This is a genomic window from Streptomyces rapamycinicus NRRL 5491, assembly GCF_024298965.1.
GTDB classification, from domain to species: Bacteria; Actinomycetota; Actinomycetes; order Streptomycetales; family Streptomycetaceae; genus Streptomyces; species Streptomyces rapamycinicus.
The window spans coordinates 3952220-3972837 of sequence record NZ_CP085193.1 but is presented as its reverse complement, the minus strand read 5'-3'; the positions used below and the strand labels follow the sequence as shown (position 1 = coordinate 3972837).

General features: G+C 71.7%; 19 protein-coding genes. 17 read left to right on the top strand and 2 right to left on the bottom strand.

Features of this window, described 5'->3' with window-relative positions; all coding sequences use genetic code 11:
- The first annotated feature begins 12 nt into the window (after nucleotides 1-12).
- Both LIV37_RS15985 and ftsY read left to right on the top strand, forming a co-directional pair.
- Nucleotides 13-639, top strand: a complete 627-nt coding sequence (locus tag LIV37_RS15985) for a response regulator (RefSeq protein ID WP_202979606.1) — start codon at nucleotides 13-15, stop codon at nucleotides 637-639.
- Nucleotides 640-674: 35 nt separating this feature from the next.
- Nucleotides 675-1892 carry a signal recognition particle-docking protein FtsY gene (gene ftsY / locus LIV37_RS15980; protein WP_020868159.1) on the top strand — a complete coding sequence of 406 codons (1218 nt, stop codon included), beginning with the start codon at nucleotides 675-677 and terminating at the stop codon, nucleotides 1890-1892.
- Nucleotides 1893-1988: 96 nt separating this feature from the next.
- Here the strand turns inward: ftsY and LIV37_RS15975 are convergent, their stop codons facing one another.
- Nucleotides 1989-2660, bottom strand: a complete 672-nt coding sequence (locus tag LIV37_RS15975; RefSeq protein WP_020868158.1) for a bifunctional DNA primase/polymerase — start codon at nucleotides 2658-2660, stop codon at nucleotides 1989-1991.
- A gap of 450 nt (nucleotides 2661-3110) precedes the next feature.
- Between LIV37_RS15975 and nsdA the strand changes: the two genes are divergently transcribed.
- From nsdA to ffh, 5 genes are all read left to right on the top strand, one after another.
- Nucleotides 3111-4625, top strand: coding sequence for a transcriptional repressor NsdA (gene nsdA, locus LIV37_RS15970; protein ID WP_121824892.1), 1515 nt, complete (start codon nucleotides 3111-3113; stop codon nucleotides 4623-4625).
- A 207-nt stretch (nucleotides 4626-4832) separates the two neighbouring features.
- On the top strand, nucleotides 4833-6125 hold the full coding sequence (locus LIV37_RS15965; RefSeq protein WP_121824893.1) for an ammonium transporter: 1293 nt from the start codon (nucleotides 4833-4835) through the stop codon (nucleotides 6123-6125).
- A complete protein-coding gene (locus LIV37_RS15960; protein WP_014055184.1) occupies nucleotides 6122-6460 on the top strand; it encodes a P-II family nitrogen regulator in 339 nt (112 codons plus the stop codon). Before LIV37_RS15965 ends, LIV37_RS15960 begins: the two co-directional genes overlap by 4 nt.
- Nucleotides 6461-6500: 40 nt before the next feature.
- Entirely contained in the window at nucleotides 6501-9074 is a 2574-nt protein-coding gene (locus LIV37_RS15955; RefSeq protein WP_020868155.1) for a [protein-PII] uridylyltransferase, read from the top strand.
- Nucleotides 9075-9529: 455 nt separating this feature from the next.
- The gene (ffh, locus tag LIV37_RS15950) at nucleotides 9530-11077 is read left to right on the top strand and encodes a signal recognition particle protein (protein ID WP_020868154.1); all 1548 of its coding nucleotides are present in this window, start codon (nucleotides 9530-9532) and stop codon (nucleotides 11075-11077) included.
- Nucleotides 11078-11163: 86 nt separating this feature from the next.
- Here ffh and LIV37_RS15945 read toward each other — a convergent pair whose 3' ends face one another.
- Nucleotides 11164-12066, bottom strand: a complete 903-nt coding sequence (locus LIV37_RS15945; RefSeq protein WP_121824894.1) for an SAM-dependent methyltransferase — start codon at nucleotides 12064-12066, stop codon at nucleotides 11164-11166.
- A gap of 334 nt (nucleotides 12067-12400) precedes the next feature.
- On the opposite strand from LIV37_RS15945, the gene proS reads away from it, so the two are divergent.
- From proS to lepB (LIV37_RS15895), 10 genes are all read left to right on the top strand, one after another.
- Nucleotides 12401-13816, top strand: coding sequence for a proline--tRNA ligase (gene proS, locus LIV37_RS15940; RefSeq protein WP_020868152.1), 1416 nt, complete (start codon nucleotides 12401-12403; stop codon nucleotides 13814-13816).
- Between the two features lie 261 nt (nucleotides 13817-14077).
- Entirely contained in the window at nucleotides 14078-14671 is a 594-nt protein-coding gene (locus tag LIV37_RS15935; protein ID WP_020868151.1) for a hypothetical protein, read from the top strand.
- A gap of 155 nt (nucleotides 14672-14826) precedes the next feature.
- On the top strand, nucleotides 14827-15270 hold the full coding sequence (rpsP, locus tag LIV37_RS15930) for a 30S ribosomal protein S16 (protein ID WP_020868150.1): 444 nt from the start codon (nucleotides 14827-14829) through the stop codon (nucleotides 15268-15270).
- Between the two features lie 2 nt (nucleotides 15271-15272).
- The gene (locus tag LIV37_RS15925; protein WP_020868149.1) at nucleotides 15273-15512 is read left to right on the top strand and encodes an RNA-binding protein; all 240 of its coding nucleotides are present in this window, start codon (nucleotides 15273-15275) and stop codon (nucleotides 15510-15512) included.
- 81 nt (nucleotides 15513-15593) lie between these two features.
- Nucleotides 15594-16262, top strand: coding sequence for a ribosome maturation factor RimM (gene rimM / locus LIV37_RS15920; RefSeq protein WP_121825431.1), 669 nt, complete (start codon nucleotides 15594-15596; stop codon nucleotides 16260-16262).
- Nucleotides 16259-17125: a tRNA (guanosine(37)-N1)-methyltransferase TrmD gene (gene trmD, locus LIV37_RS15915; RefSeq protein ID WP_020868147.1), complete on the top strand. Its 867-nt coding sequence runs from the start codon at nucleotides 16259-16261 to the stop codon at nucleotides 17123-17125. Before rimM ends, trmD begins: the two co-directional genes overlap by 4 nt.
- Nucleotides 17126-17257: 132 nt before the next feature.
- On the top strand, nucleotides 17258-17608 hold the full coding sequence (gene rplS, locus LIV37_RS15910; RefSeq protein WP_020868146.1) for a 50S ribosomal protein L19: 351 nt from the start codon (nucleotides 17258-17260) through the stop codon (nucleotides 17606-17608).
- Nucleotides 17609-17691: 83 nt separating this feature from the next.
- Nucleotides 17692-18540, top strand: coding sequence for a signal peptidase I (lepB, locus tag LIV37_RS15905; protein WP_020868145.1), 849 nt, complete (start codon nucleotides 17692-17694; stop codon nucleotides 18538-18540).
- A complete protein-coding gene (gene lepB / locus LIV37_RS15900; RefSeq protein WP_121825432.1) occupies nucleotides 18533-19726 on the top strand; it encodes a signal peptidase I in 1194 nt (397 codons plus the stop codon). Before lepB (LIV37_RS15905) ends, lepB (LIV37_RS15900) begins: the two co-directional genes overlap by 8 nt.
- An 82-nt stretch (nucleotides 19727-19808) precedes the next feature.
- On the top strand, nucleotides 19809-20606 hold the full coding sequence (lepB, locus tag LIV37_RS15895; RefSeq protein WP_020868143.1) for a signal peptidase I: 798 nt from the start codon (nucleotides 19809-19811) through the stop codon (nucleotides 20604-20606).
- Nucleotides 20607-20618 lie beyond the last annotated feature (12 nt).

Here is a 20618-nt window from a genome sequence, read left to right as displayed (position 1 = left end):
AGAGTGTTGCTGGTGGACGATCATCCCCTCTTCCGGGAGGGCCTGGCCGCCGCCGTCAATCTCGATGACGCGTTCACCGTCGTCGGCCAGGCGGCCTGCGCGGACGGGGCGATGGCCGAGGCCGTGCGCACCGGCCCGGATCTGGTGATGATGGATCTCGCGCTGCCGGGCCGGTCCGGGCTGGAGGCGACCCGGCGGATCCTGTGCGATCACCCCGAGATCCGGGTGCTGGTCATGACGATGTCCGAGGACGACGACAGTCTGCTGGCCGCCCTGCGCGCCGGGGCCCGCGGCTATCTGCTCAAGGGCGCGGGCCGGGACGAGATCCTGCGGGCGCTGCACACCGTGGCGCGCGGCGGCGCGGTCTTCAGCCCGCGGATGGCCGAGCGGCTCGGGGCGCTGGTCGGCGCGTCGGGTTCGGCGTCCGCGAAGGAGGCGTTCCCGACGCTGACCGCCCGGGAGCTGGAGGTGCTGGATCTGCTCGCGGCCGGGCTCGGCTATCGCCAGATCGCCCAGCGGCTGGTGGTGACGGACAAGACGGTGCGCAATCACGTCGGATCGATCTTCGCCAAGCTCCAGGTGCGGGACCGCGCGCAGGCGATCGTGCGCGCCCGGCAGGCCGGGCTGGGAGGCGAATGACTCGCTCCCCCTCGTGGCTGATACTGGGGGGCGTTATGGAATACCTCATCCTTGCCGTAGTCATCGCTGTGGTCGCGGTCGCCGCGATCAGCGGGCTCGTGATCAGCGGCCGCAAGAAGAAGCGGCTGCCCCCGCCCCCGCCGAGCAGCCCCACCGTCACCGCGCCGCCCGCCGAACCGCACGTCGGCGAGGAGGCCGAAACCCCGCGTGAGGAACCACGCAGAACCATCGAGGAGGTGGATCTTCCGGGCGCCGGGGCCCCGGCCGCGACCGCGGAGGCACCCGCGCCCGAGGTCCCGCCGATCGAGGTCCCGGAGCCGACCGCCGGCCGGCTGGTCCGGCTCCGCGCCCGGCTGTCCCGCTCCCAGAACACTCTGGGCAAGGGGCTGCTGACGCTGCTGTCCCGGGAGCACCTCGACGACGAGACCTGGGAGGAGGTCGAGGACACGCTGCTGACCGCGGACGTCGGTGTGGCGCCGACCCAGGAGCTGGTCGAGCGGCTGCGGGAGCGCGTGAAGGTGCTGGGCACCCGTACGCCCGACGAGCTGCGCGGGCTGCTGCGCGAGGAGCTGCTGCACCTCATCGGCACCGAGGCCGACCGTTCGGTGCACACCGAGAGCGGTGTGGGCGCGAACGGCGAGGAGAAGCCGGGTGTCGTCATGGTCGTCGGCGTCAATGGCACCGGTAAGACGACCACGACCGGCAAGCTGGCCCGGGTGCTCGTGGCCGACGGCAAGTCGGTGGTGCTCGGCGCGGCCGACACCTTCCGCGCCGCGGCCGCCGATCAGCTGCAGACCTGGGGCGAGCGGGTCGGTGCCCGTACGGTCCGGGGACCGGAGGCCGGCGATCCGGCGTCGGTCGCCTTCGACGCGGTGAAGGAGGGCATCGCCGAGAGCGCGGATGTCGTCCTGATCGACACCGCCGGGCGGCTGCACACCAAGACCGGTCTGATGGACGAGCTGGGCAAGGTCAAGCGGGTCGTGGAGAAGCACGGCGCGGTGGACGAGGTGCTGCTGGTCCTGGACGCCACGACCGGGCAGAACGGCCTGGTGCAGGCGCGGGTGTTCGCCGAGGTGGTGGACATCACCGGCATCGTGCTGACCAAGCTGGACGGCACCGCCAAGGGCGGCATCGTGGTGGCGGTCCAGCGCGAGCTGAACGTCCCGGTCAAGCTGGTGGGCCTGGGCGAGGGCGCGGACGATCTCGCGCCGTTCGAGCCGGAGGCGTTCGTCGACGCGCTGATCGGCGGCTGAGGCCCGTGGTGGGGGGATCACCCGTATCGCGCCGGACGGGCCGGGGTTGAACTCCCGGCCCGTCCGGCGTTTCGCGTATCGGGCGGACCGCGGGGGTCAGCCCCCGGCCCGATGGCTCAAATAGGCCAGGGTCCCCAGCACCAGCCGGGCGTGCGGCGGGCGGCCCGCGGTGTCGAGGGTCGGCGGGCGCAGCCAGCGGACCGGTCCGAGCCCGCCGAGGTCCGAGGGCGGGGCGGTGATGTGGTCGCCCGAGCCCAGGCAGCGCAGATCGAGATCGGCGTCGTCCCATCCCATGCGGTACAGCAGTTCGGGGAGTTCGGCGGCGGCGCCGGGGGCGACGAAGAACTGGGCGCGCCCGTGCGGGGTGGCGGCCACCGGGCCGAGGGGCAGCCCCATCCGCTCCAGCCGGACCAGCGCGTGTCCGCCCGCGTACTCCGAGACCTCCAGGACGTCGAACGAGCGGCCCACGGGCAGCAGTACGGCCGCCCCGGGGACCCGCTCCCACGCGGCCGCGGCGGCGTCCAGGGTGGCGCCCGCCGGGACGCCGGGGGCGAAGGCGAGCGGATGCGCGCCGGGGGAGGGACAGTCCCGGTCACCGCATGAGCATTCGTTTCTGCCGCCCCCCGAGCCCCGTGCCGCCCGTGCGCCCGGCACCACGTCCCAGCCCCACAGCCCGGTGTACTCCGCCACCGTCGTGGACTCGGACGTACGGCCGCGGCGCCGTGAGCCGGACCGCATGTCCCGGATGCCGCCGATCGTGAAGCCCATGCCCCCTCCAACGGGTCCCGCTCTCGATGGTTACGAGTCGGAGCATCACGATGACGCTCCGTCGCCGATGAGGTGCGGCGGGGTGCGCTCCGATGTGACGGAGGTGGTGAGACGCGACCCGCGCGCCCCCACGTGCACCCCTTCACCTCTTCCCGTCGCCTCGGTGTCAAGTGAATCGTGGGAAACGGCAACCGGGTTCATTCGAAGGGGTGGCGAATGGTGGCGTTTTCGGGAACCGCCTCGCCGGAGGCGTGATCGTAGGATTACTTTCAGTGCACAGTCCCTGGAAGTGGCGCTCGCTCGAATGCGAGCTGACGACGGGCGGAGTACGGATCGGTACATGCCACTGGCATGAGGCGGTTCCCCGTCCGGACGGTTGATGAGCCGCATCCCGGGGACAACTGACCGTGACAGAAGGCATTCTGGTGGCGGTCCGGGAAGATTCGTGGGATGGGGGCGTTCCGGGTGGGCGACGGCGGCGGCGGTGCTGGGAAGCGCCCCAATGCGCAATTGGGGTCGTGGTTCGTGCGCAGCGGCTGGTCGAAGGGGGAGCTGGCGCGCCAAGTCAACCGCAGAGCGCGGCAGTTAGGTGCCCACCACATCAGCACGGACACCTCGCGGGTGCGCCGCTGGCTGGACGGCGAGCAGCCCCGCGAGCCGATTCCGCAGATCCTCTCCGAGCTTTTCTCCGAGCGCTTCGGCTGTGTGGTCGGCATCGAGGACCTCGGGCTGCGCGCCGTCCACCGGTCACCGTCCGTGTCCGGGGTGGACCTTCCCTGGGCCGGGCCCGAAACCGTCGCGCTGATCGGCGAGTTCTCCCGCAGCGATCTGATGCTGGCCCGCCGCGGCTTCCTCGGCACCTCGCTCTCGCTGTCCGCCGGCCCCGCCCTCATCGAGCCCATGCAGCGCTGGCTCGTGCCCTCGACGAGCGGACAGCCCGGCGGCGCCAGGGCGGCCGACGGCGGGCGCGCGCGCCGGGTCTCCCGGCTCTCCGAGCCCGAGCTGGAGCTGCTGGAGTCCACGATCGTGATGTTCCGCGCCTGGGACGCCCAGTGCGGGGGCGGGCTGCGCCGCAAGGCGGTGGTCGGCCAGCTGCACGAGGTCACCGACCTGCTCCAGGAGCCGCATCCGGACGCCGTCTCCCGGCGGCTGTTCAAGGTCGCGGGCGAGCTCGCCCAGCTGGCCGGGTGGATGAGCTATGACATCGGGCTCCAGCCCACCGCGCAGAAGTACTTCGTGCTCGCCCTGCACGCCGCCAAGGAGTCCGGCGACCGCCCCCTCGGCTCGTACGTCCTCTCCAGCATGAGCCGCCAGATGATCCACGTCGGGCGGCCCGACGACGCGCTGGAGCTGATCCACCTCGCGCAGTACGGCAGCCGGGAGAACGCCACGCCGCGCACCCAGGCCATGCTGTATGCGATGGAGGCCCGCGCCTACGCCAATATGGGCCAGCCCAGCAAGTGCCACCGCGCGGTGAAGATGGCCGAGGACACCTTCGCCGATTGCGCCGGGGGCGACGGCGACCCGGACTGGATCCGCTTCTTCTCCGAGGCCGAGCTCAACGCGGAGAACGCCCACTCCTACCGCGACCTCGCCTATGTGGCCGGCCGCAGCCCCACCTACGCCAAGATGGCCGACCCGGTGATGCGCAAGGCCGTGCAGCTCTTCGGCCAGGAGACCGAGAACGAGTCCGGCCCCCAGCGTTCGTATGCGCTCAACCTGATCGGCATGGCCACGGTCCACCTTCTGCAGAAGCAGCCCGAGCAGGCCGCCGCGGTCGCCCACGAGGCGCTGCCGCTCGCCAAGCGGGTGCGCTCGGAGCGCGTCAACAACCGGCTGCGCAAGACCGTGGACACGGCGGTGCGCCAGTTCGGCGACGTGCCCGAGGTCACCGATCTCAGCGAGCGGCTGGCCACCCTCATGCCCGACACCCCCGAGACGACGGGCCCCGGCCAGGCCGTCTGAGCGGCCCCGGCGATGATCGCGACACCGTAACGGAGGGCTCCGGCCCGTCCACCGCGGTTCACCGCCGCGTAACACTCGCGCGTCCTTCGTCACTGCGGTGAAACATCGGGCGGCATCGGCTGAAACGGCGCTGCGCCAACCTCGAGGCGAATACCGGCCCACCGATGTCCTGCCCGCACGGGCCGTCGCTTCGAGGAGACGTCCACATTGAATGGCGCAAATACAGCGTTCGTCTTGATCAGCGCCGCGCTCGTGATGCTGATGACCCCCGGCCTGGCCTTCTTCTACGGCGGCATGGTGCGGGTGAAGAGCGCCCTGAACATGCTGATGATGTCCTTCATCTCGCTCGGCGTCGTCTCGCTGCTGTGGGTGCTGTTCGGCTACTCGCTCACCTTCGGCGATGACGTCGGCGGCGGGCTGCTGGGCAATCTCGACCACATCGGATTCAAGGGCATCGAGCCGACCTCCCTGTGGGGCGAGAAGCCGGACGCGATCCCGGTCCTGGCCTTCGCGCTCTTCCAGCTGATGTTCGCGGTGATCACCCCCGCGCTGATCAGCGGAGCCGTCGCCGACCGCGTCAAGTTCGGCGCCTGGACGCTCTTCATCACCGTGTGGTCCACGGTCGTCTACTTCCCGGTCGCGCACTGGGTCTGGCAGGCCGACGGCTGGCTGTTCAAGAAGGAGGTCATCGACTTCGCGGGCGGCACGGCGGTCCACATCAACGCGGGCGCCGCGGGCCTCGCCGTGGCCCTGGTGCTCGGCAAGCGCATCGGCTTCAAGAAGGACCCGATGCGCCCGCACAACCTGCCGCTGGTGATGCTCGGCTCCGGTCTGCTGTGGTTCGGCTGGTTCGGCTTCAACGCCGGTTCCGCCCTCGCCGCCAACGGAACCGCCGCCAACATGGCCTTCAACACCCAGATCGCCACCGGCGTCGCCATGCTCGGCTGGCTCGCCTACGAGCGCATCCGGCACGGCGCGTTCACCACCCTGGGCGCCGCCTCCGGCGCGGTCGCGGGCCTGGTCGCCATCACCCCCTCCGGCGCGGCGGTCAACGCCTGGGGCGCCATCGTGATCGGCCTGGTGGCCGGAGTCGTCTGCTCCTGGGCCGTCAGTCTCAAGTACAAGCTGGGCTACGACGACTCGCTCGACGTGGTCGGAGTGCACCTGGTCGGCGGTCTCATCGGCACCCTCCTGGTCGGCGTCCTGGCCACCGACGGCGTCGGCGGCGTGACCCAGCTGGGCAAGCAGGCACTCGGCGCCTTCACGGTGCTGCTCTACTCCTTCGCCGTCTCCTGGATCCTGGCCAAGATCATCCACGTCACCATCGGCTTCCGGGCCGATGAGGACGACGAGCTCGGCGGCGTCGACCAGGCGTTCCACGCCGAGACCGCCTACGACTTCAGCGCGGTCGGCGGATCCCCGCGTAGTACGGTGCCCGCCGCGGGCCAGGCCGGCGCGTCCGCGCCGCAGAAGCCGCACAACAAGAAGGTGGACGCGTGAAGCTCATCACCGCAGTAGTGAAGCCGCACCGGCTCGACGAGATCAAGGAAGCGCTGCAGGCGTTCGGCGTCCAGGGCCTGACCGTCACCGAGGCCAGCGGCTACGGCCGTCAGCGCGGCCACACCGAGGTCTACCGGGGCGCGGAGTACACCGTCGACCTGGTGCCCAAGGTGCGCATAGAGGTCCTGGTCGAGGACGAGGACGCCGATGACCTCGTCGACGTCGTGGTCAAGGCCGCCCGCACCGGAAAGATCGGGGACGGCAAGGTCTGGAGCGTCCCCGTCGAGACCGCGGTCCGCGTCCGCACCGGGGAGCGCGGCCCGGACGCCCTCTGACCCCTCCGGACCACCAGTGGCACGCGGACAGGGAGCCGAGTTGACGGACAGCCTCGAGACCACGACCCACACCACCGACTCGGGGCCCGGCGGCTACGCGGCGGCGCGGCTGCGACTCCTCCAGGAGGAGTCGCGGTCCGGGCCACCGCGCCGCACCGCCCTGGCCGACCTCACCGACCAGTGGCTGGCCGCCCTGCTCACCGGCGGCGCGGAGACCGCCGGGATCGCCCGGGGCGTCGCCCTGGTGGCCGTCGGCGGCTACGGACGCGGCGAACTCTCCCCGCGCAGCGACCTCGATGTGCTGCTGCTGCACGACGGCTCCGCCGACCGTTCGGCGCTCGCCGCGCTCGCCGACCACATCTGGTACCCCGTCTGGGACATGGGCCTCGCCCTCGACCACTCCGTGCGCACCCCCGACGAGGCCCGCGGAACCGCGGCCGAGGATCTGAAGGTCCAGCTCGGTCTGCTCGACGCCCGCCACATCGCGGGCGACGCCGCGCTCACCGCCGATCTGCGCACCACCGTCCTCGCCGACTGGCGCGCCCAGGCCCCGCGGCGGCTGCCCGAGCTCCACGCGCTGTGCCAGGAGCGCGCCGAGCGCCACGGGGAGCTCCAGTTCCTGCTCGAACCCGATCTGAAGGAGGCCCGCGGCGGGCTCCGCGACGCCACCGCGCTGCGCGCCATCGCCGCCTCCTGGCTCGCCGACGCCCCCCGCGAGGGCCTCGACGACGCGCGGCGGCGGCTGCTGGACTCCCGCGACGCGCTCCACCTCTCCACCGGCCGCGCCACCGACCGCCTCGCCCTCCAGGAGCAGGACCAGGTCGCGGGCGCCCTCGGGCTGCTGGACGCCGACGCCCTGCTGCGTCAGATCTACGAATCCGCCCGGATCATCTCCTACGCCTCCGATGTCACCTGGCGCGAGGTCGAACGGGTGCTGCGCGCCCGCTCGGCCGCCCGGCCCCGGCTGCGCGCCCTCCTCGGCGGCCGTGGCGGGCGCGGGGGCGCCGGAAGCGGCGCGGACGCGGGGGAACGCAGCCCGCTCGCCGAGGGCGTGGTGGAGCAGGACGGCGAGGTGGTGCTGGCCCGCGCCGCACGCCCGGACCGCGACCCCGTGCTCCCCCTGCGGGCCGCCGCGGCCGCCGCCCAGGCCGGACTGCCGCTGTCCCCGCACGCCGTACGGCGGCTGACCGCCGCCGCCCGGCCGCTGCCCGTGCCGTGGCCGCCCGAGGCCAGGGAGCAGCTGATCACGCTGCTGGGCGCGGGCGAGTCCACCGTCGGGGTGTGGGAGGCCCTGGAGGCCGAGGGGCTGATCACCCGGCTGCTGCCGGACTGGGAGCGGGTGCGCTGCCGCCCGCAGCGCAACCCCGTCCACCGCTGGACCGTGGACCGGCATCTGGTCGAGACCGCGGTCCGGGCCAGCGCCCTCAGCCGCCGGGTCGGCCGTCCCGATCTGCTGCTGGTCGCCGCGCTGCTGCACGACATCGGCAAGGGCTGGCCCGGCGACCACTCGGTGGCCGGGGAGACCATCGTCCGCGACGTCGCCGCCCGTATCGGCTTCGACCGCGCGGACGTCGCGGTCCTCGCCACCCTCGTACGCCACCATCTGCTGCTCGTCGAGACCGCCACCCGCCGCGACCTGGACGACCCGGCCACCGTGCGCTCGGTCGCCGAGGCCGTCGGCAGCGCCACCACCCTGGAACTGCTGCACGCCCTCACCGAAGCCGACGCCCTCGCCACCGGCCCCGCGGCCTGGAGCGCCTGGCGCGGCTCCCTCGTCGCCGACCTCGTCAAACGGGTATCGGCGGTGCTCGCGGGCGAACCCGCGGACGACTGGTCCACCCCGCAGCACACCACGGCCGAGCAGGAGCGCCTCGCGGTTGAGGCATGGCGCACCGGCGGCCCGGTGCTGGCCCTGCACGCACGCTCCGAGGCACTGCCGCCGGGCGAAACGGGCCTCCTTACGGACGTCACCGAAGGGCCGCCGGAGGAGGGGCCCACCGGCCCCGAGCCGATCGGCGTGGAACTCCTCATCGCCGTCCCCGACCAGTCCGGCGTCCTCGCCACGGCGGCCGGTGTCCTGGCCCTGCACCGCCTTACGGTGCGCGCCGCGGACCTGCGCGCCGTCGAACTGCCGTCGGAGCTGGACGCGGCGGGCGCGGCGGGCGGAGTGCTGCTGCTGAGCTGGCGGGTGGCGGCCGAGTACGGCTCGCTGCCCCAGGCCGCCCGGCTCCGGAACGACCTGCTCCGGGCCCTGGACGGCTCGCTCGACATCGTCGCCCGCCTCGCCGAGCGCGAGGCCGCCTATCGCAAGTACCCCCGCCGCCGCGGGGTGCACGCCCCGCCACCCCGGGTCACGGTAGCCCCCGGCAGCTCCCAGCTCGCCACCGTGATCGAGGTCCGCGCCCAGGACGCCCCCGGCCTGCTGCACCGCATCGGCCGCGCCCTGGAACACGCCGGCGTCGCGGTCCGCAGCGCCCATGTCTCCACCCTCGGCGCCAACGCGGTGGACGCGTTCTATGTCACAGACGGCTCCGGCGCCCCCCTGAAGCCCATGCACGCGGCAGAGGTGGCCCAGGAAGTCGAACGCGCGCTGACCAGCCCACCTGGCGCTTGAGAGATTCAGCTCGACCGGAGCCCGGAGCCCGGAGCCCGGGGAGCGGGGGCCTATGCCGAGCCCCTCCGGGCGCTTGGGGAGCGGGGCCCACTTCCCAGGCCCTTCGGCGCTTGAGGAGCGGGGCCGGGAGGGGCCGAGCCTCGCTCGGGCCACTGTCGTCTGAGGGGGCGGATTGGCTCACCTTCCAGCCCCTCTGGCGCTTGAGGAGCGGGGCCGGGAGGGGCCGAGCCTCGCTCCGGCCACCGTTGTCTGAGGGGGCGGATCGACCCCACTTCCCAGCCCCTCCGGCGTTTGAGGAGCGGGGTCCGGGGCGGAGCCCCGGCGGGGGCACGGGGGCGGAGCCCCCGGAACGAGAGTCGCGTCGCAAACCCGGGGGCAGACCGTTCACGCGATGGGCGGATACCCTTGGAGGCCGACCACCGACCCGACATCCGACCGAAGGATTCGCGACCACCGTGTTCGATACCCTCTCCGATCGCCTCGCAGCGACTTTCAAGAACCTCCGGGGCAAGGGACGCCTCAGCGAGGCGGACATCGACGCCACGGCACGCGAGATCCGGATCGCCCTGCTCGAGGCCGACGTGGCGCTGCCCGTCGTCCGGGCGTTCATCAAGCAGGTCAAGGAGCGCAGCCTCGGCGCGGAGGTCTCCCAGGCGCTCAACCCCGCCCAGCAGGTCATCAAGATCGTCAACGAGGAGCTCATCGGCATCCTCGGCGGCGACGCCCGGCGCCTCCGCTTCGCCAAGCAGCCGCCGACCGTGATCATGCTCGCGGGTCTGCAGGGCGCCGGTAAGACCACGCTCGCCGGAAAGCTCGGCCGCTGGCTGAACGCCCAGGGCCACACCCCGCTGCTCGTCGCCTGTGACCTCCAGCGCCCCAACGCGGTCAACCAGCTCTCGGTGGTCGCGGAGCGGGCCGGTGTGGCCGTCTTCGCCCCCGAGCCGGGCAACGGCGTCGGCGACCCGGTGAAGGTGGCGCAGGACTCGATCGAGTTCGCCCGCACCAAGCAGCACGACGTCGTGATCGTCGACACCGCGGGCCGCCTCGGCATCGACGAGGAGCTGATGCGGCAGGCCGCCGACATCCGCGACGCCGTCAGCCCGGACGAAGTCCTCTTCGTCGTCGACGCGATGATCGGCCAGGACGCGGTGAACACCGCGGAGGCGTTCCGCGACGGCGTCGGCTTCGACGGTGTGGTGCTCTCCAAGCTGGACGGCGACGCGCGCGGCGGTGCCGCGCTGTCCATCGCGCATGTCACCGGCCGCCAGATCATGTTCGCCTCCAACGGCGAGAAGCTGGACGACTTCGACGCGTTCCACCCGGACCGCATGGCGTCCCGCATCCTCGGCATGGGCGACATGCTCAGCCTGATCGAGAAGGCCGAGCAGACCTTCAGCCAGCAAGAGGCCGAGAAGATGGCGGCCAAGCTGGCGAAGGGCCCCAAGGAGTTCACGCTCGACGACTTCCTGGCGCAGATGGAGCAGGTCCGCAAGATGGGCTCCATCTCCAAGCTGCTCGGCATGCTGCCGGGCATGGGCCAGATGAAGGACCAGATCAACAACCTGGACGAGCGGGATGTGGACCGCACCGCCGCCATCATCAAGTCGATGACCCCTGGCGAGCGCCAGGACCCCACGATCATCAACGGCTCGCGCCGCGCCCGTATCGCCCGCGGTTCCGGCGTCGAGGTGAGCGCGGTCAAGAACCTGGTGGAGCGGTTCTTCGACGCGCGCAAGATGATGTCGAAGATGGCCCAGGGCGGCATGCCGGGGATGCCCGGGATGCCGGGCATGCCGGGCGTGGGCGGCGCCAACAAGCGCAAGGGCAAGCAGCAGAAGAAGGCCAAGGGCAAGCAGCGCTCGGGCAACCCCATGAAGCGCAAGGCCGAGGAGCAGGCCGCCGCGGCACGCCGCGAGCAGGGCGGCGCGTTCGGGCTGCCCAACGGCGACCAGGGCGGTCAGGACTTCGAACTCCCCGACGAGTTCAAGAAGTTCATGGGCTGAGCCGCCCCGGCTCCCGAGCCGGCCCCGTACGAGCGAACCGTAAGGCCCCTGCGCACACCGTCAGGGGCCTTACGCGACGGCCCCGTTCAGACGCGGCAGATCAGATAGCGGAAGACGTTCGGCATCCACACCGTGCCGTCCGCCCGCTGATGCGGATGCAGTGCCTCGGTGATCTCCTTACGGACCTGGATCGGATCCGTGGCCCGCTCCGCCGCGTCGAACAGCCCCGTCGACAGCAGCCCACGCACCGCGCTGTCCATGTCGGCGTACCCGAACGGGCAGGCCACCCGGCCCGAGCCGTCGGGTCGCAGGCCCGCCCGCGCGGCCAGCTCCTCCAGGTCGTCCCGGCCGCACAGCTGCCAGCGCGCGGGAGGGGGCACCTCCCCGTGGTAGCCGGGGGCGCACATGGGGTCGGCGAGCCGGGCGCCCACCCGCAGCACCCCGGAGGTGGCGCAGCGCTCCGGCGGGCCCCATCCGGCGAGCACCACGGCCCCGCCGCGCTCGGTGCCGGCCGCGGCTGCCACCAGCGTGGACGCGGCGGCGGCCACCGTCGCACCGGGGCTCCCCGCGCCCAGGGCCGACAGCGGCTCGAAGGCGGTCACCACCGTGAAGTCAGCGTCCGCGGCGGCCTCCCGCACGCAGGGGCTCTCCGGGCCGCCGAGGCCCAGCCGGGCGGGCCGCGCCGGATCGCCCGGCGCGCCCGCGGCGGTCAGCCGCTCCCGCGCGAGGTCCAGGCGCCGCTCGTCCTTGTCCACCCCGCAGACCGCGGCGCCGCGCGCGGCCGCGATGAGGAGGGCGAGCCCGGAGCCGCAGCCCAGGCCCAGCAGACGCGTTCCGGCGCCGACGTCCAGCCGTTCGTACACGGCCTCGTACAGCGGGACCAGCATCCGCTCCTGGATCTCCGCCCAGTCCCGGGTGCGAGCGGGCGCGTCCGTCGTCCACGACGAGGAGGGGCGCGGGCGGTGCCGCCGTACGAGCGTAGATGTCATCGAAAGGGCCCCAATCAGCGAAGAGCTGTGCCGTCGTCAGATTCGGTGTCACATCCCCCGTGGTGCGTTTCCCCCGTGGTGCGTTGTGACGTCCCACCCCCAAATGCCAGGGAACTCCGCATCCGTCCCCGCGTCCAGAGGTTTCACGGCCGTGCTTGCGTGCCCCCTTTGTGCGCCCCCGCACACCTGTGCGTACGTCTCGCTCCCCGAACCGCCCCCTGGCCTCCGCCGGGCCGCCGGACGGCCATGGGCGCGGCGCGGGGATGGCCGGCACTGATCGGCTCGTTCTGGCCCGATTCCCGGTTCGGTACCCCTGGGCCGTACGATCGGCGCCATGGCCAAGGCTCCCGTGCTCACCCCCCAGGCGGAGGACTTCCCCCGCTGGTACCAGGACGTGATCAACAAGGCCGAACTGGCCGACAACGGCCCGGTGCGCGGCACCATGGTGATCCGACCGTACGGGTACGGGCTGTGGGAGCGGATGCAGCAGGACATGGACGCCCGCATCAAGGCGGTCGGCGTCCAGAACGCGTACTTCCCGCTCTTCATCCCGCAGTCGTATCTGGCCAAGGAGGCCGATCACGTCGAGGGGTTCGCGCCGGAGCTCGCGGTCGTCACCCATGGCGGCGGTAAGGAGCTCGAGGAGCCGGTCGTCGTCCGGCCCACCTCCGAGACGATCGTCAACGAGTACTTCTCCAAGTGGGTGCAGAGCTACCGCGATCTGCCCCTGCTGATCAACCAGTGGGCCAATGTGGTGCGTTGGGAGCTGCGGCCGCGGCTGTTCCTGCGGACGACCGAGTTCCTGTGGCAGGAGGGCCACACCGCGCACGCGTCGTACGAGGACGCCCGGGCCTTCGCCGCCCGGATCCACCGCGAGGTCTACGCCCGGTTCATGGAGGACGTCCTCGCGATGGACGTGGTCCTGGGCCGCAAGACAGCCCGGGAGCGGTTCGCCGGCGCCCTCAACACCCTCACCCTCGAAGGGATGATGGGCGACGGCAAGGCGCTCCAGCTGGGCACCAGCCACGAGCTCGGCCAGAACTTCGCCCGGGCCTTCCACACCAGCTATCTGTCCAAGGACGGCGAGCAGGAACTGGTCTGGCAGACCTCCTGGGGCAGTACGACCCGGATGGTCGGCGCGCTGGTGATGATGCACGGCGACGACAACGGCCTTCGGATCCCGCCGCGGCTGGCCCCGGTGCAGGTCGTGGTGGTGGCGATCAAGGGCGACGACGCGGTGCTCGCCAAGGTCCGCGAGATCGGCGAACTGCTCACCGCGGCGGGCGTGCGGGCCCATGTCGACGACCGTACGGACACCGCCTTCGGCCGGCGCGCGGTCGACTGGGAGCTCAAGGGCGTGCCGGTGCGGGTCGAGGTCGGCCCGCGCGACCTGGAGAGCGGCACCGCGATGGTGGTCAGGCGGATCCCCGGCGGCAAGGAGCCGGTGCGCGCCGAACTGCTGCCGGAGCTGCTGCCCAAGGTCCTGGAGGAGGACCAGGCGCTGCTGCTGCGGCAGGCCCGTGAGCGCCGTAAGGCGCGCACCACGGACGTGACGACCATGGAGGAGGCCGCCGAGGTCGCGGCGGCGGGCGGCTGGGCCCGCATCCGGTGGTCGGATCTGGGGCCGGAGGGTGAGGCGGCGCTCGCCGAGCGGTCCGTGTCCGTCCGGTGTCTGGTCACCGAGGACGGGGCGGTGCCGGACGCCGACGACGCTCCCGGTAACGTCGCGTTCGTCGCGAGAGCCTACTGACGTCGTGAGAGCAGACGTCGCGAGGGCCTACTGACGTCGTGAGAGCAGACGTCGCGAGGGCCTACTGACGTCGTGAGAGCAGACGTCGCGAGGGCCTACTGAACCGGTACGTACCGGCTTGGTGCGCGGTGCGTGGCTCATCCATACATTTACGCACCCGCCCCTCGTCGTCGTACATCACCGTGAACTGACTGGTACGTGCAAATTATTTGGGATGCCCCGGAATCGGAACACCGGACCGGTCCCGCTCGTTAGGACGACGTGAGCACGACACCACCTGTTCTCGCCGCAGAACTGGCGCAGGCGTGGGCCGACATTCAACGGCACCACCCCGAGCTGCCGGATCTAGCCGCGCCCGAATCGCTGATCGGAGAATCGTCGTCCGCATGTGGCGCCGAGCTCTCCTTCGAACGGCTGCTGCATGAGGCAGTGCATGGGATCGCCGCTGCCCGCGGTGTCCGTGACACCTCACGCGCCGGCCGCTACCACAACCGCCGGTTCCTGGCGATCGCCGAGGATCTGGGGCTGGACCATCCCGAGGAGCCGCATCCCAGCAGCGGCTTCTCGCTGGTCACCCTCAGCCCAGAGGCGAGAAAGCGGTACCGGACGACGATCGAACGCCTCCAGCGCGCGCTCAAGGCGCACACCGTGGCGACCACCGCCGAGACCTCCCGCACCTTCCGCGGGCCCGCCGCGCGCCACGGCTCGTCCGGTGGCGGGGTCCGGGTCAAGGCGGTGTGCGACTGCGGGCGCAATGTCCGCGTCGTCCCGTCGGTGCTGGCCCAGGCGCCGATCATGTGCGGTGGATGCGGGAAGCCGTTCCGCATTCCGGAGCCGGTGGCCGCGGTCGGCTGACCTGTAACGGTGTGGCACAATGGTCTGCTGTACTCGACAGTCGACCAGGACCCCTCTCTCCTCCGGCTGACGCGTCCATCGGGCACTCGGGTACCGCAACCCCACGCGGCACGTCGCAGTGCTCAACCACGTCAAGACCAGGAGACACCACTCCCGTGGCAGTCAAGATCAAGCTGAAGCGTCTGGGCAAGATCCGGTCGCCTCACTACCGCATCGTCATCGCCGACTCCCGCACCCGCCGTGACGGCCGGGCGATCGAGGAGATCGGTCTGTACCACCCGGTGCAGAACCCGTCGCGCATCGAGGTGGACTCGGAGCGCGTGCAGCACTGGCTGAAGGTCGGCGCGCAGCCGACCGAGCCGGTGCTGGCCATTCTGAAGGTCACCGGCGACTGGCAGAAGTTCAAGGGTCTGCCCGCCCCGGCTCCGATGAAGGTCGCCGAGCCGAAGGCCGACAAGCGCGCGCTGTTCGAGGCGGCCGCCAAGGACGCCGGTGACGAGCCGAAGGGTGAGGCGATCACCCCGAAGGCGAAGAAGGCCGACAAGAAGTCGGACGAGGCGGCCGGGTCCGCCGAGTCCACCGCGTCGACTGAGGCCTGAGGATGCTCGAGGAGGCCCTCGAGCACCTGGTGAAGGGCATCGTCGACAACCCCGACGAGGTGCAGGTCGCCTCGCGCAACCTGCGGCGCGGGCGGGTGCTCGAGGTCCGGGTGCACCCCGATGACCTCGGTAAGGTGATCGGCCGCAACGGCCGCACCGCACGCGCCCTGCGCACCGTCGTGGGCGCCATCGGCGGCCGTGGGATCCGCGTCGACCTCGTCGACGTCGATCAGGTCCGCTGAGGCGATCAAGAAGAGCACCGGCACGGGCCGGGGAGGGCTTTGGGCCGTCCCCGGCCCGTGTGTGTGAAGGGACATCGCATCGTGCAGTTGGTTGTCGCGCGGATCGGCCGTGCCCATGGCATCAAGGGCGAGGTCACCGTCGAGGTGCGGACGGACGAGCCGGAGCTGCGGCTCGGCCCGGGCGCCGTGCTGGCCACCGAGCCCGCCTCGGCCGGGCCGCTGACCATCGAGTCCGGCCGGGTGCACAGCGGCCGGCTGCTGCTGCGCTTCGACGGCGTACGCGACCGCAGCGCCGCGGAGGCGCTGCGCAACATCCTGCTGATCGCCGAGGTCGACCCGGAGGAACTCCCCGAGGATCCCGAGGAGTTCTACGACCATCAGCTGATCGACCTCGATGTGGTCACCGTGGACGGCACGGAGGTCGGGCGGATCTCCGAGATCTCCCATCTGCCGTACCAGGACCTGCTGGTCGTGAAGCGCCCCGACGGGGGTGAGGCTCTGATCCCGTTCGTCTCCGAGGTCGTGCCGGAGATCGATCTGGAGGCGCAGCGCGCCGTGATCGACCCGCCGCCGGGCCTGCTCGACGAGGCCGAGGCGGAGATCGCGGGCAGCCGTGACGAGGAGCCCGCGGGCAGCCGTAAGGACGAGGCCGAGGGCGGCCGTAAGAGCGCGGCCGCGGACAGCGGTGAGACCGCGGGCGACGACCGTAAGGGCGACACCGCGGGCGGCCGTGGGGATGAGTCGTCATGAGGCTCGACGTCGTCACGATCTTCCCCGAGTATCTGGAGCCGCTGAACGTCTCGCTGGTCGGCAAGGCCCGTGCCCGCGGTCAGCTCGACGTCCGGGTCCACGATCTGCGCGCCTGGACGCACGACCGGCACAACACGGTCGACGACACCCCGTACGGCGGCGGTCCCGGCATGGTGATGAAGCCCGAGCCCTGGGGCGAGGCGCTTGACTCGATCATGGCGTCGGGCGAGGCCGAGGGGCTGGTCAAGCCCACGCTGATCGTGCCGACCCCTAGCGGCCGTCCGTTCACCCAGGCCCTCGCCGTCGAGCTCGCCGAGCACCCCTGGCTGGTCTTCGCGCCCGCCCGTTACGAGGGCATCGACCGCCGGGTGATCGAGGAGTACGGCGAGCTGCTGGAGGTCCACGAGGTCTCGATCGGCGACTACGTCCTGGCCGGTGGCGAGGCCGCCGTGCTGGTGATCACCGAGGCGGTGGCCCGGCTGCTGCCGGGCGTACTGGGCAACGCCGAGTCGCACCGCGACGACTCCTTCGCCCCCGGCACGATGGCCGACCTCCTGGAGGGGCCCGTCTACACCAAGCCCCCCGAGTGGCGCGGCCGCTCCATCCCGGAGGTGCTGATCAGCGGCCACCACGGCAGGGTCGCCCGCTGGCGCCGGGACGAGGCGTTCCGCCGCACCAGCGAGAACCGCCCCGATCTGATCGAGCGCTGCGACCCGGCGACGCTCGACAAGCACGACCGCGCGATCCTGGCCGAACTGGGCTGGGAGGAGCTCCCCGGGACCGGCGGGACGGCCGACGGAGCAACCGGTGGGACGACCGGTGGGGCCCGATTTGGGCGGCCGGACCGGGCCGTGGAAGAATAGGCCGCTGCCGTACGTCCGGGTGTGCGCCCCTGCCACAGGGGGACCGACGCCCACCCGATGAGGGCGGCACTCCGAATCATCATCCGATATGCCGCTGATGACCTGTGGCATCAGCGAGGAAAGCAGACGATCATGTCTCACCTGCTCGACACCGTCGACTCCGCGTCGCTGCGCAGCGACATCCCGACCTTCCGCCCCGGCGACACGGTCAACGTCCACGTCCGCGTCATCGAGGGCAACCGCTCCCGTGTCCAGCAGTTCAAGGGCGTCGTCATCCGCCGCCAGGGCTCCGGTGTCCGCGAGACCTTCACCGTCCGCAAGGTGAGCTTCAGCGTCGGTGTGGAGCGCACCTTCCCGGTGCACACCCCGATCGTCGAGAAGATCGAGGTCGTCACCCGCGGTGATGTGCGCCGGGCGAAGCTGTACTACCTGCGCGACCTCCGCGGCAAGGCCGCCAAGATCAAGGAGAAGCGCGAGAGCTGAGCTCGCGGCGGGATCGCGGCGATTTTGCGCGACTACTGAGCTACCGCCGGATCATCCGGCCGGGCCGGATAGGCTCTGGCCCGATGAACACCGAAGGACAGCTCGCGGAGCGCGACCGCTCCCAGGGCTCCGAGAAGGAGCGCGAGGGGCGGTCGCGCTCTTCGCATGCCTCCGCGCGGACCGGGGAGCCCCCGGCCGCCGGGCGGTCGCCGCACCGGCTGTGGGGCTGGCTGACCGGCGGCGGGCGCTGGCGGCGGGCGGCGCTGCTCGCGACCGCGTGTGCCGCGTTCGTGCTGCTGGTGAGCGGCTTTGTGCTGCAGCCGTTCCTGATCCCGAGCGGTTCCATGGAGAGCACCCTCCGCCCCGGGGACCGGGTGCTTGTGAACAAGCTCGCCTACCGTTTCGGGGACGATCCGCGCCGCGGCGACGTTGTCGTGTTCGATGGAGCCGGCTCCTTCGGCGAGGAGGAGCCGTCCGGGAATCCGGTGACGGGTCTGCTGCGCGAGGCGGCCGCGGCGGTCGGGCTGGCCGAACCGGCCGAGTCCGACTACGTCAAGCGCGTGGTGGGCATCGGTGGTGACCGGGTCACCTGCTGCGACGAGCGGGGGAGGATCGAGGTGAACGGTCAACCGGTGGACGAGCACTATCTGCACCCCGGGGACAGCCCCTCGCGGGTGCCCTTCGACATCGTCGTGCCCGAGGGACGGCTGTGGGTCATGGGCGATCACCGCGACGCCTCCCGGGACTCGCGCGACTATCTGGGCGCCCCGGGCGGGGGCACGGTCCCCGTCGACAAGGTGATCGGCCGCGCCGAATGGATCGGCTGGCCGTTCGGCCGCTGGTCCGGCGTACCCCGGACGGACGCCTTCACGAGCGTGCCCGCGGAGCCCGCCCGCATACCGTCCGCTGCCCGCGGTGGTGCCCATGGGTAAGCGCGGGCGTCCTCGTGCCAGGGCGCGCCAGGCCCCTCCGCCCGCCGGCGTCGACCTGGGCGCTCCCCGTCCGCCGGGCGAGCGCCGGGTGGGCGGCCGTGCGGAGCGGCGCAAGATCCAGCGCCGTATCAAGCGCAGGCGGCGCCGTTCGGCCGTCAAGGAGATACCGATCCTGGTGGGCGTGGCGCTGGTGATCGCGCTCGTCCTGAAGACCTTCCTGGTGCAGGCGTTCGTCATCCCGTCCGGCTCGATGGAGCAGACCATCCGGATCGGCGACCGGGTGCTGGTGGACAAGTTCACCCCGTGGTTCGGCTCGAAGCCGGAGCGCGGCGATGTGGTGGTGTTCAAGGATCCCGGCGGGTGGCTGGACGACGAGCGGAAGCCGCCCAAGGACGACCCGCCGGTCATCAAGCAGGGCAAGGAGTTCCTGACCTTCATCGGGCTGCTGCCGTCCTCCGACGAGCAGGACCTGATCAAGCGGGTGGTCGCGGTGGGCGGCGACACGGTCGAGTGCTGCGATACGAACGGTAAGGTCACCGTCAACGGGACGCCGCTGAACGAACCGTATCTGCACCCGGGCAACCCGCCGTCGCAGAAGCAGTTCAAGGTGACGGTCCCTCAGGGGCGGATGTTCGTGATGGGTGATCACCGGTCCAACTCGGCGGACTCCCGGGTCCATCTGGACGAGCCGTACCAGGGCACGGTGCCGGACAACATGGTGGTCGGCCGCGCCGTGGTGATCGCTTGGCCGTTCGGGCACATGCGGCGGCTCGAGGAGCCGGGCACCTACGCCTCGGTGAAGGACGCGCCGAGTGGGGCGACACAGGCCGAGGGCTCGGCACATAGGCTGTCCCCCATGGATCAGCAAGGAATGGTCCAGCTCCCGACCCCTGCGGAACTCCCGCTCGTTATGGGAGTGGTGATCCTGCGCCGTTCGTGGGGCAGGCGGCAGTCAGGCGTGAGGAGTGGATGTGGGGGATTTGGCGGTCGGCGCACGATCCGGTCACGAAGAGCCCGAGAGGCAGCCCGGGACGGGGGCGGAGCACCCCACGGACGGGACGGACGAGGCGCCCGAAGCCGGTGCACCCACGAACGGGGCGGCTGCCGCGCCCAGGGCGTCGGACCCACACGGAGCCGATGGCGGGCCGGAACCCTCCGATCCCCCGGACGGTCCCGGCGCGGCTGATCCGTCCGGGCCCGGGGACGGGGCGTCGACGCCGGGCCCCGGGAAGCCCGGCGGGCCCGGGAAGCTCGGCAGGCCCAAGAAGGTGCGCTCCTTCTGGAAGGAGCTGCCGATCCTGGTCGTCATCGCGCTGGCTCTGGCGCTGCTGATCAAGACCTTCCTGGTGCAGGCGTTCTCGATCCCGTCCGACTCGATGCAGGACACCCTGCAGCGGGGCGACCGGGTGCTGGTGGACAAGCTCACCCCGTGGTTCGGCTCCGAGCCGGAGCGCGGCGAGGTGGTCGTCTTCCACGACCCGGGCGGCTGGCTCGGCGAGTCGCAGACCAAGAGCTCCGGCCCGGTCGCCGAGGGCATCCAGAAGGCGCTCAGCTTCATCGGGCTGATGCCGTCGGCGGAGGAGAAGGACCTGATCAAGCGGGTCATCGCGGTCGGCGGGGACACCGTCTCCTGCAAGCGCGGCGGCAAGGTGATGGTCAACGGCAAGCCGCTGGACGAGCCGTACATCTTCCCCGGGAACACCCCCTGTGACGAGAAGCCGTTCGGCCCGATCAAGGTGCCCGAGGGCCGGATCTGGGTGATGGGCGACCACCGACAGGACTCGCTGGACTCCCGCTACCACCAGAACCTGAACAACGGCACGGTCTCGGTGGACGACGTCGTCGGGCGCGCGATCGTCATCGCCTGGCCGATCAACCGCTGGACCACCCTGTCGGTGCCGAGCACCTTCGACCAGCCGGGTCTGAGCGCGGCCGCCGCGATGGCCCCCTCGGCCCTGGGGTTCGCGGGTGCGCTGCCGATCGTGCTGTGGCGCCGCCGCCGGCTGATCGCCAAGGTCCGTACGGAGGCCGAGAGCCGGCCGGAGCGGTTGACTGCCGACTGCTGACGGGGCCCGTAC

Coding starts and splice junctions, on each gene's coding strand:
- ftsY (WP_020868159.1), top strand. CDS start 675: ATGGAATACCTCATCCTTGCCGTAGTCATCGCTGTGGTCGCGGTCGCC.
- LIV37_RS15975 (WP_020868158.1), bottom strand. CDS start 2,660: ATGGGCTTCACGATCGGCGGCATCCGGGACATGCGGTCCGGCTCACGG.
- nsdA (WP_121824892.1), top strand. CDS start 3,111: ATGGGGGCGTTCCGGGTGGGCGACGGCGGCGGCGGTGCTGGGAAGCGC.
- LIV37_RS15945 (WP_121824894.1), bottom strand. CDS start 12,066: ATGACATCTACGCTCGTACGGCGGCACCGCCCGCGCCCCTCCTCGTCG.
- proS (WP_020868152.1), top strand. CDS start 12,401: ATGGCCAAGGCTCCCGTGCTCACCCCCCAGGCGGAGGACTTCCCCCGC.
- LIV37_RS15925 (WP_020868149.1), top strand. CDS start 15,273: ATGCTCGAGGAGGCCCTCGAGCACCTGGTGAAGGGCATCGTCGACAAC.
- trmD (WP_020868147.1), top strand. CDS start 16,259: ATGAGGCTCGACGTCGTCACGATCTTCCCCGAGTATCTGGAGCCGCTG.
- rplS (WP_020868146.1), top strand. CDS start 17,258: ATGTCTCACCTGCTCGACACCGTCGACTCCGCGTCGCTGCGCAGCGAC.
- lepB (WP_020868145.1), top strand. CDS start 17,692: ATGAACACCGAAGGACAGCTCGCGGAGCGCGACCGCTCCCAGGGCTCC.
- lepB (WP_121825432.1), top strand. CDS start 18,533: ATGGGTAAGCGCGGGCGTCCTCGTGCCAGGGCGCGCCAGGCCCCTCCG.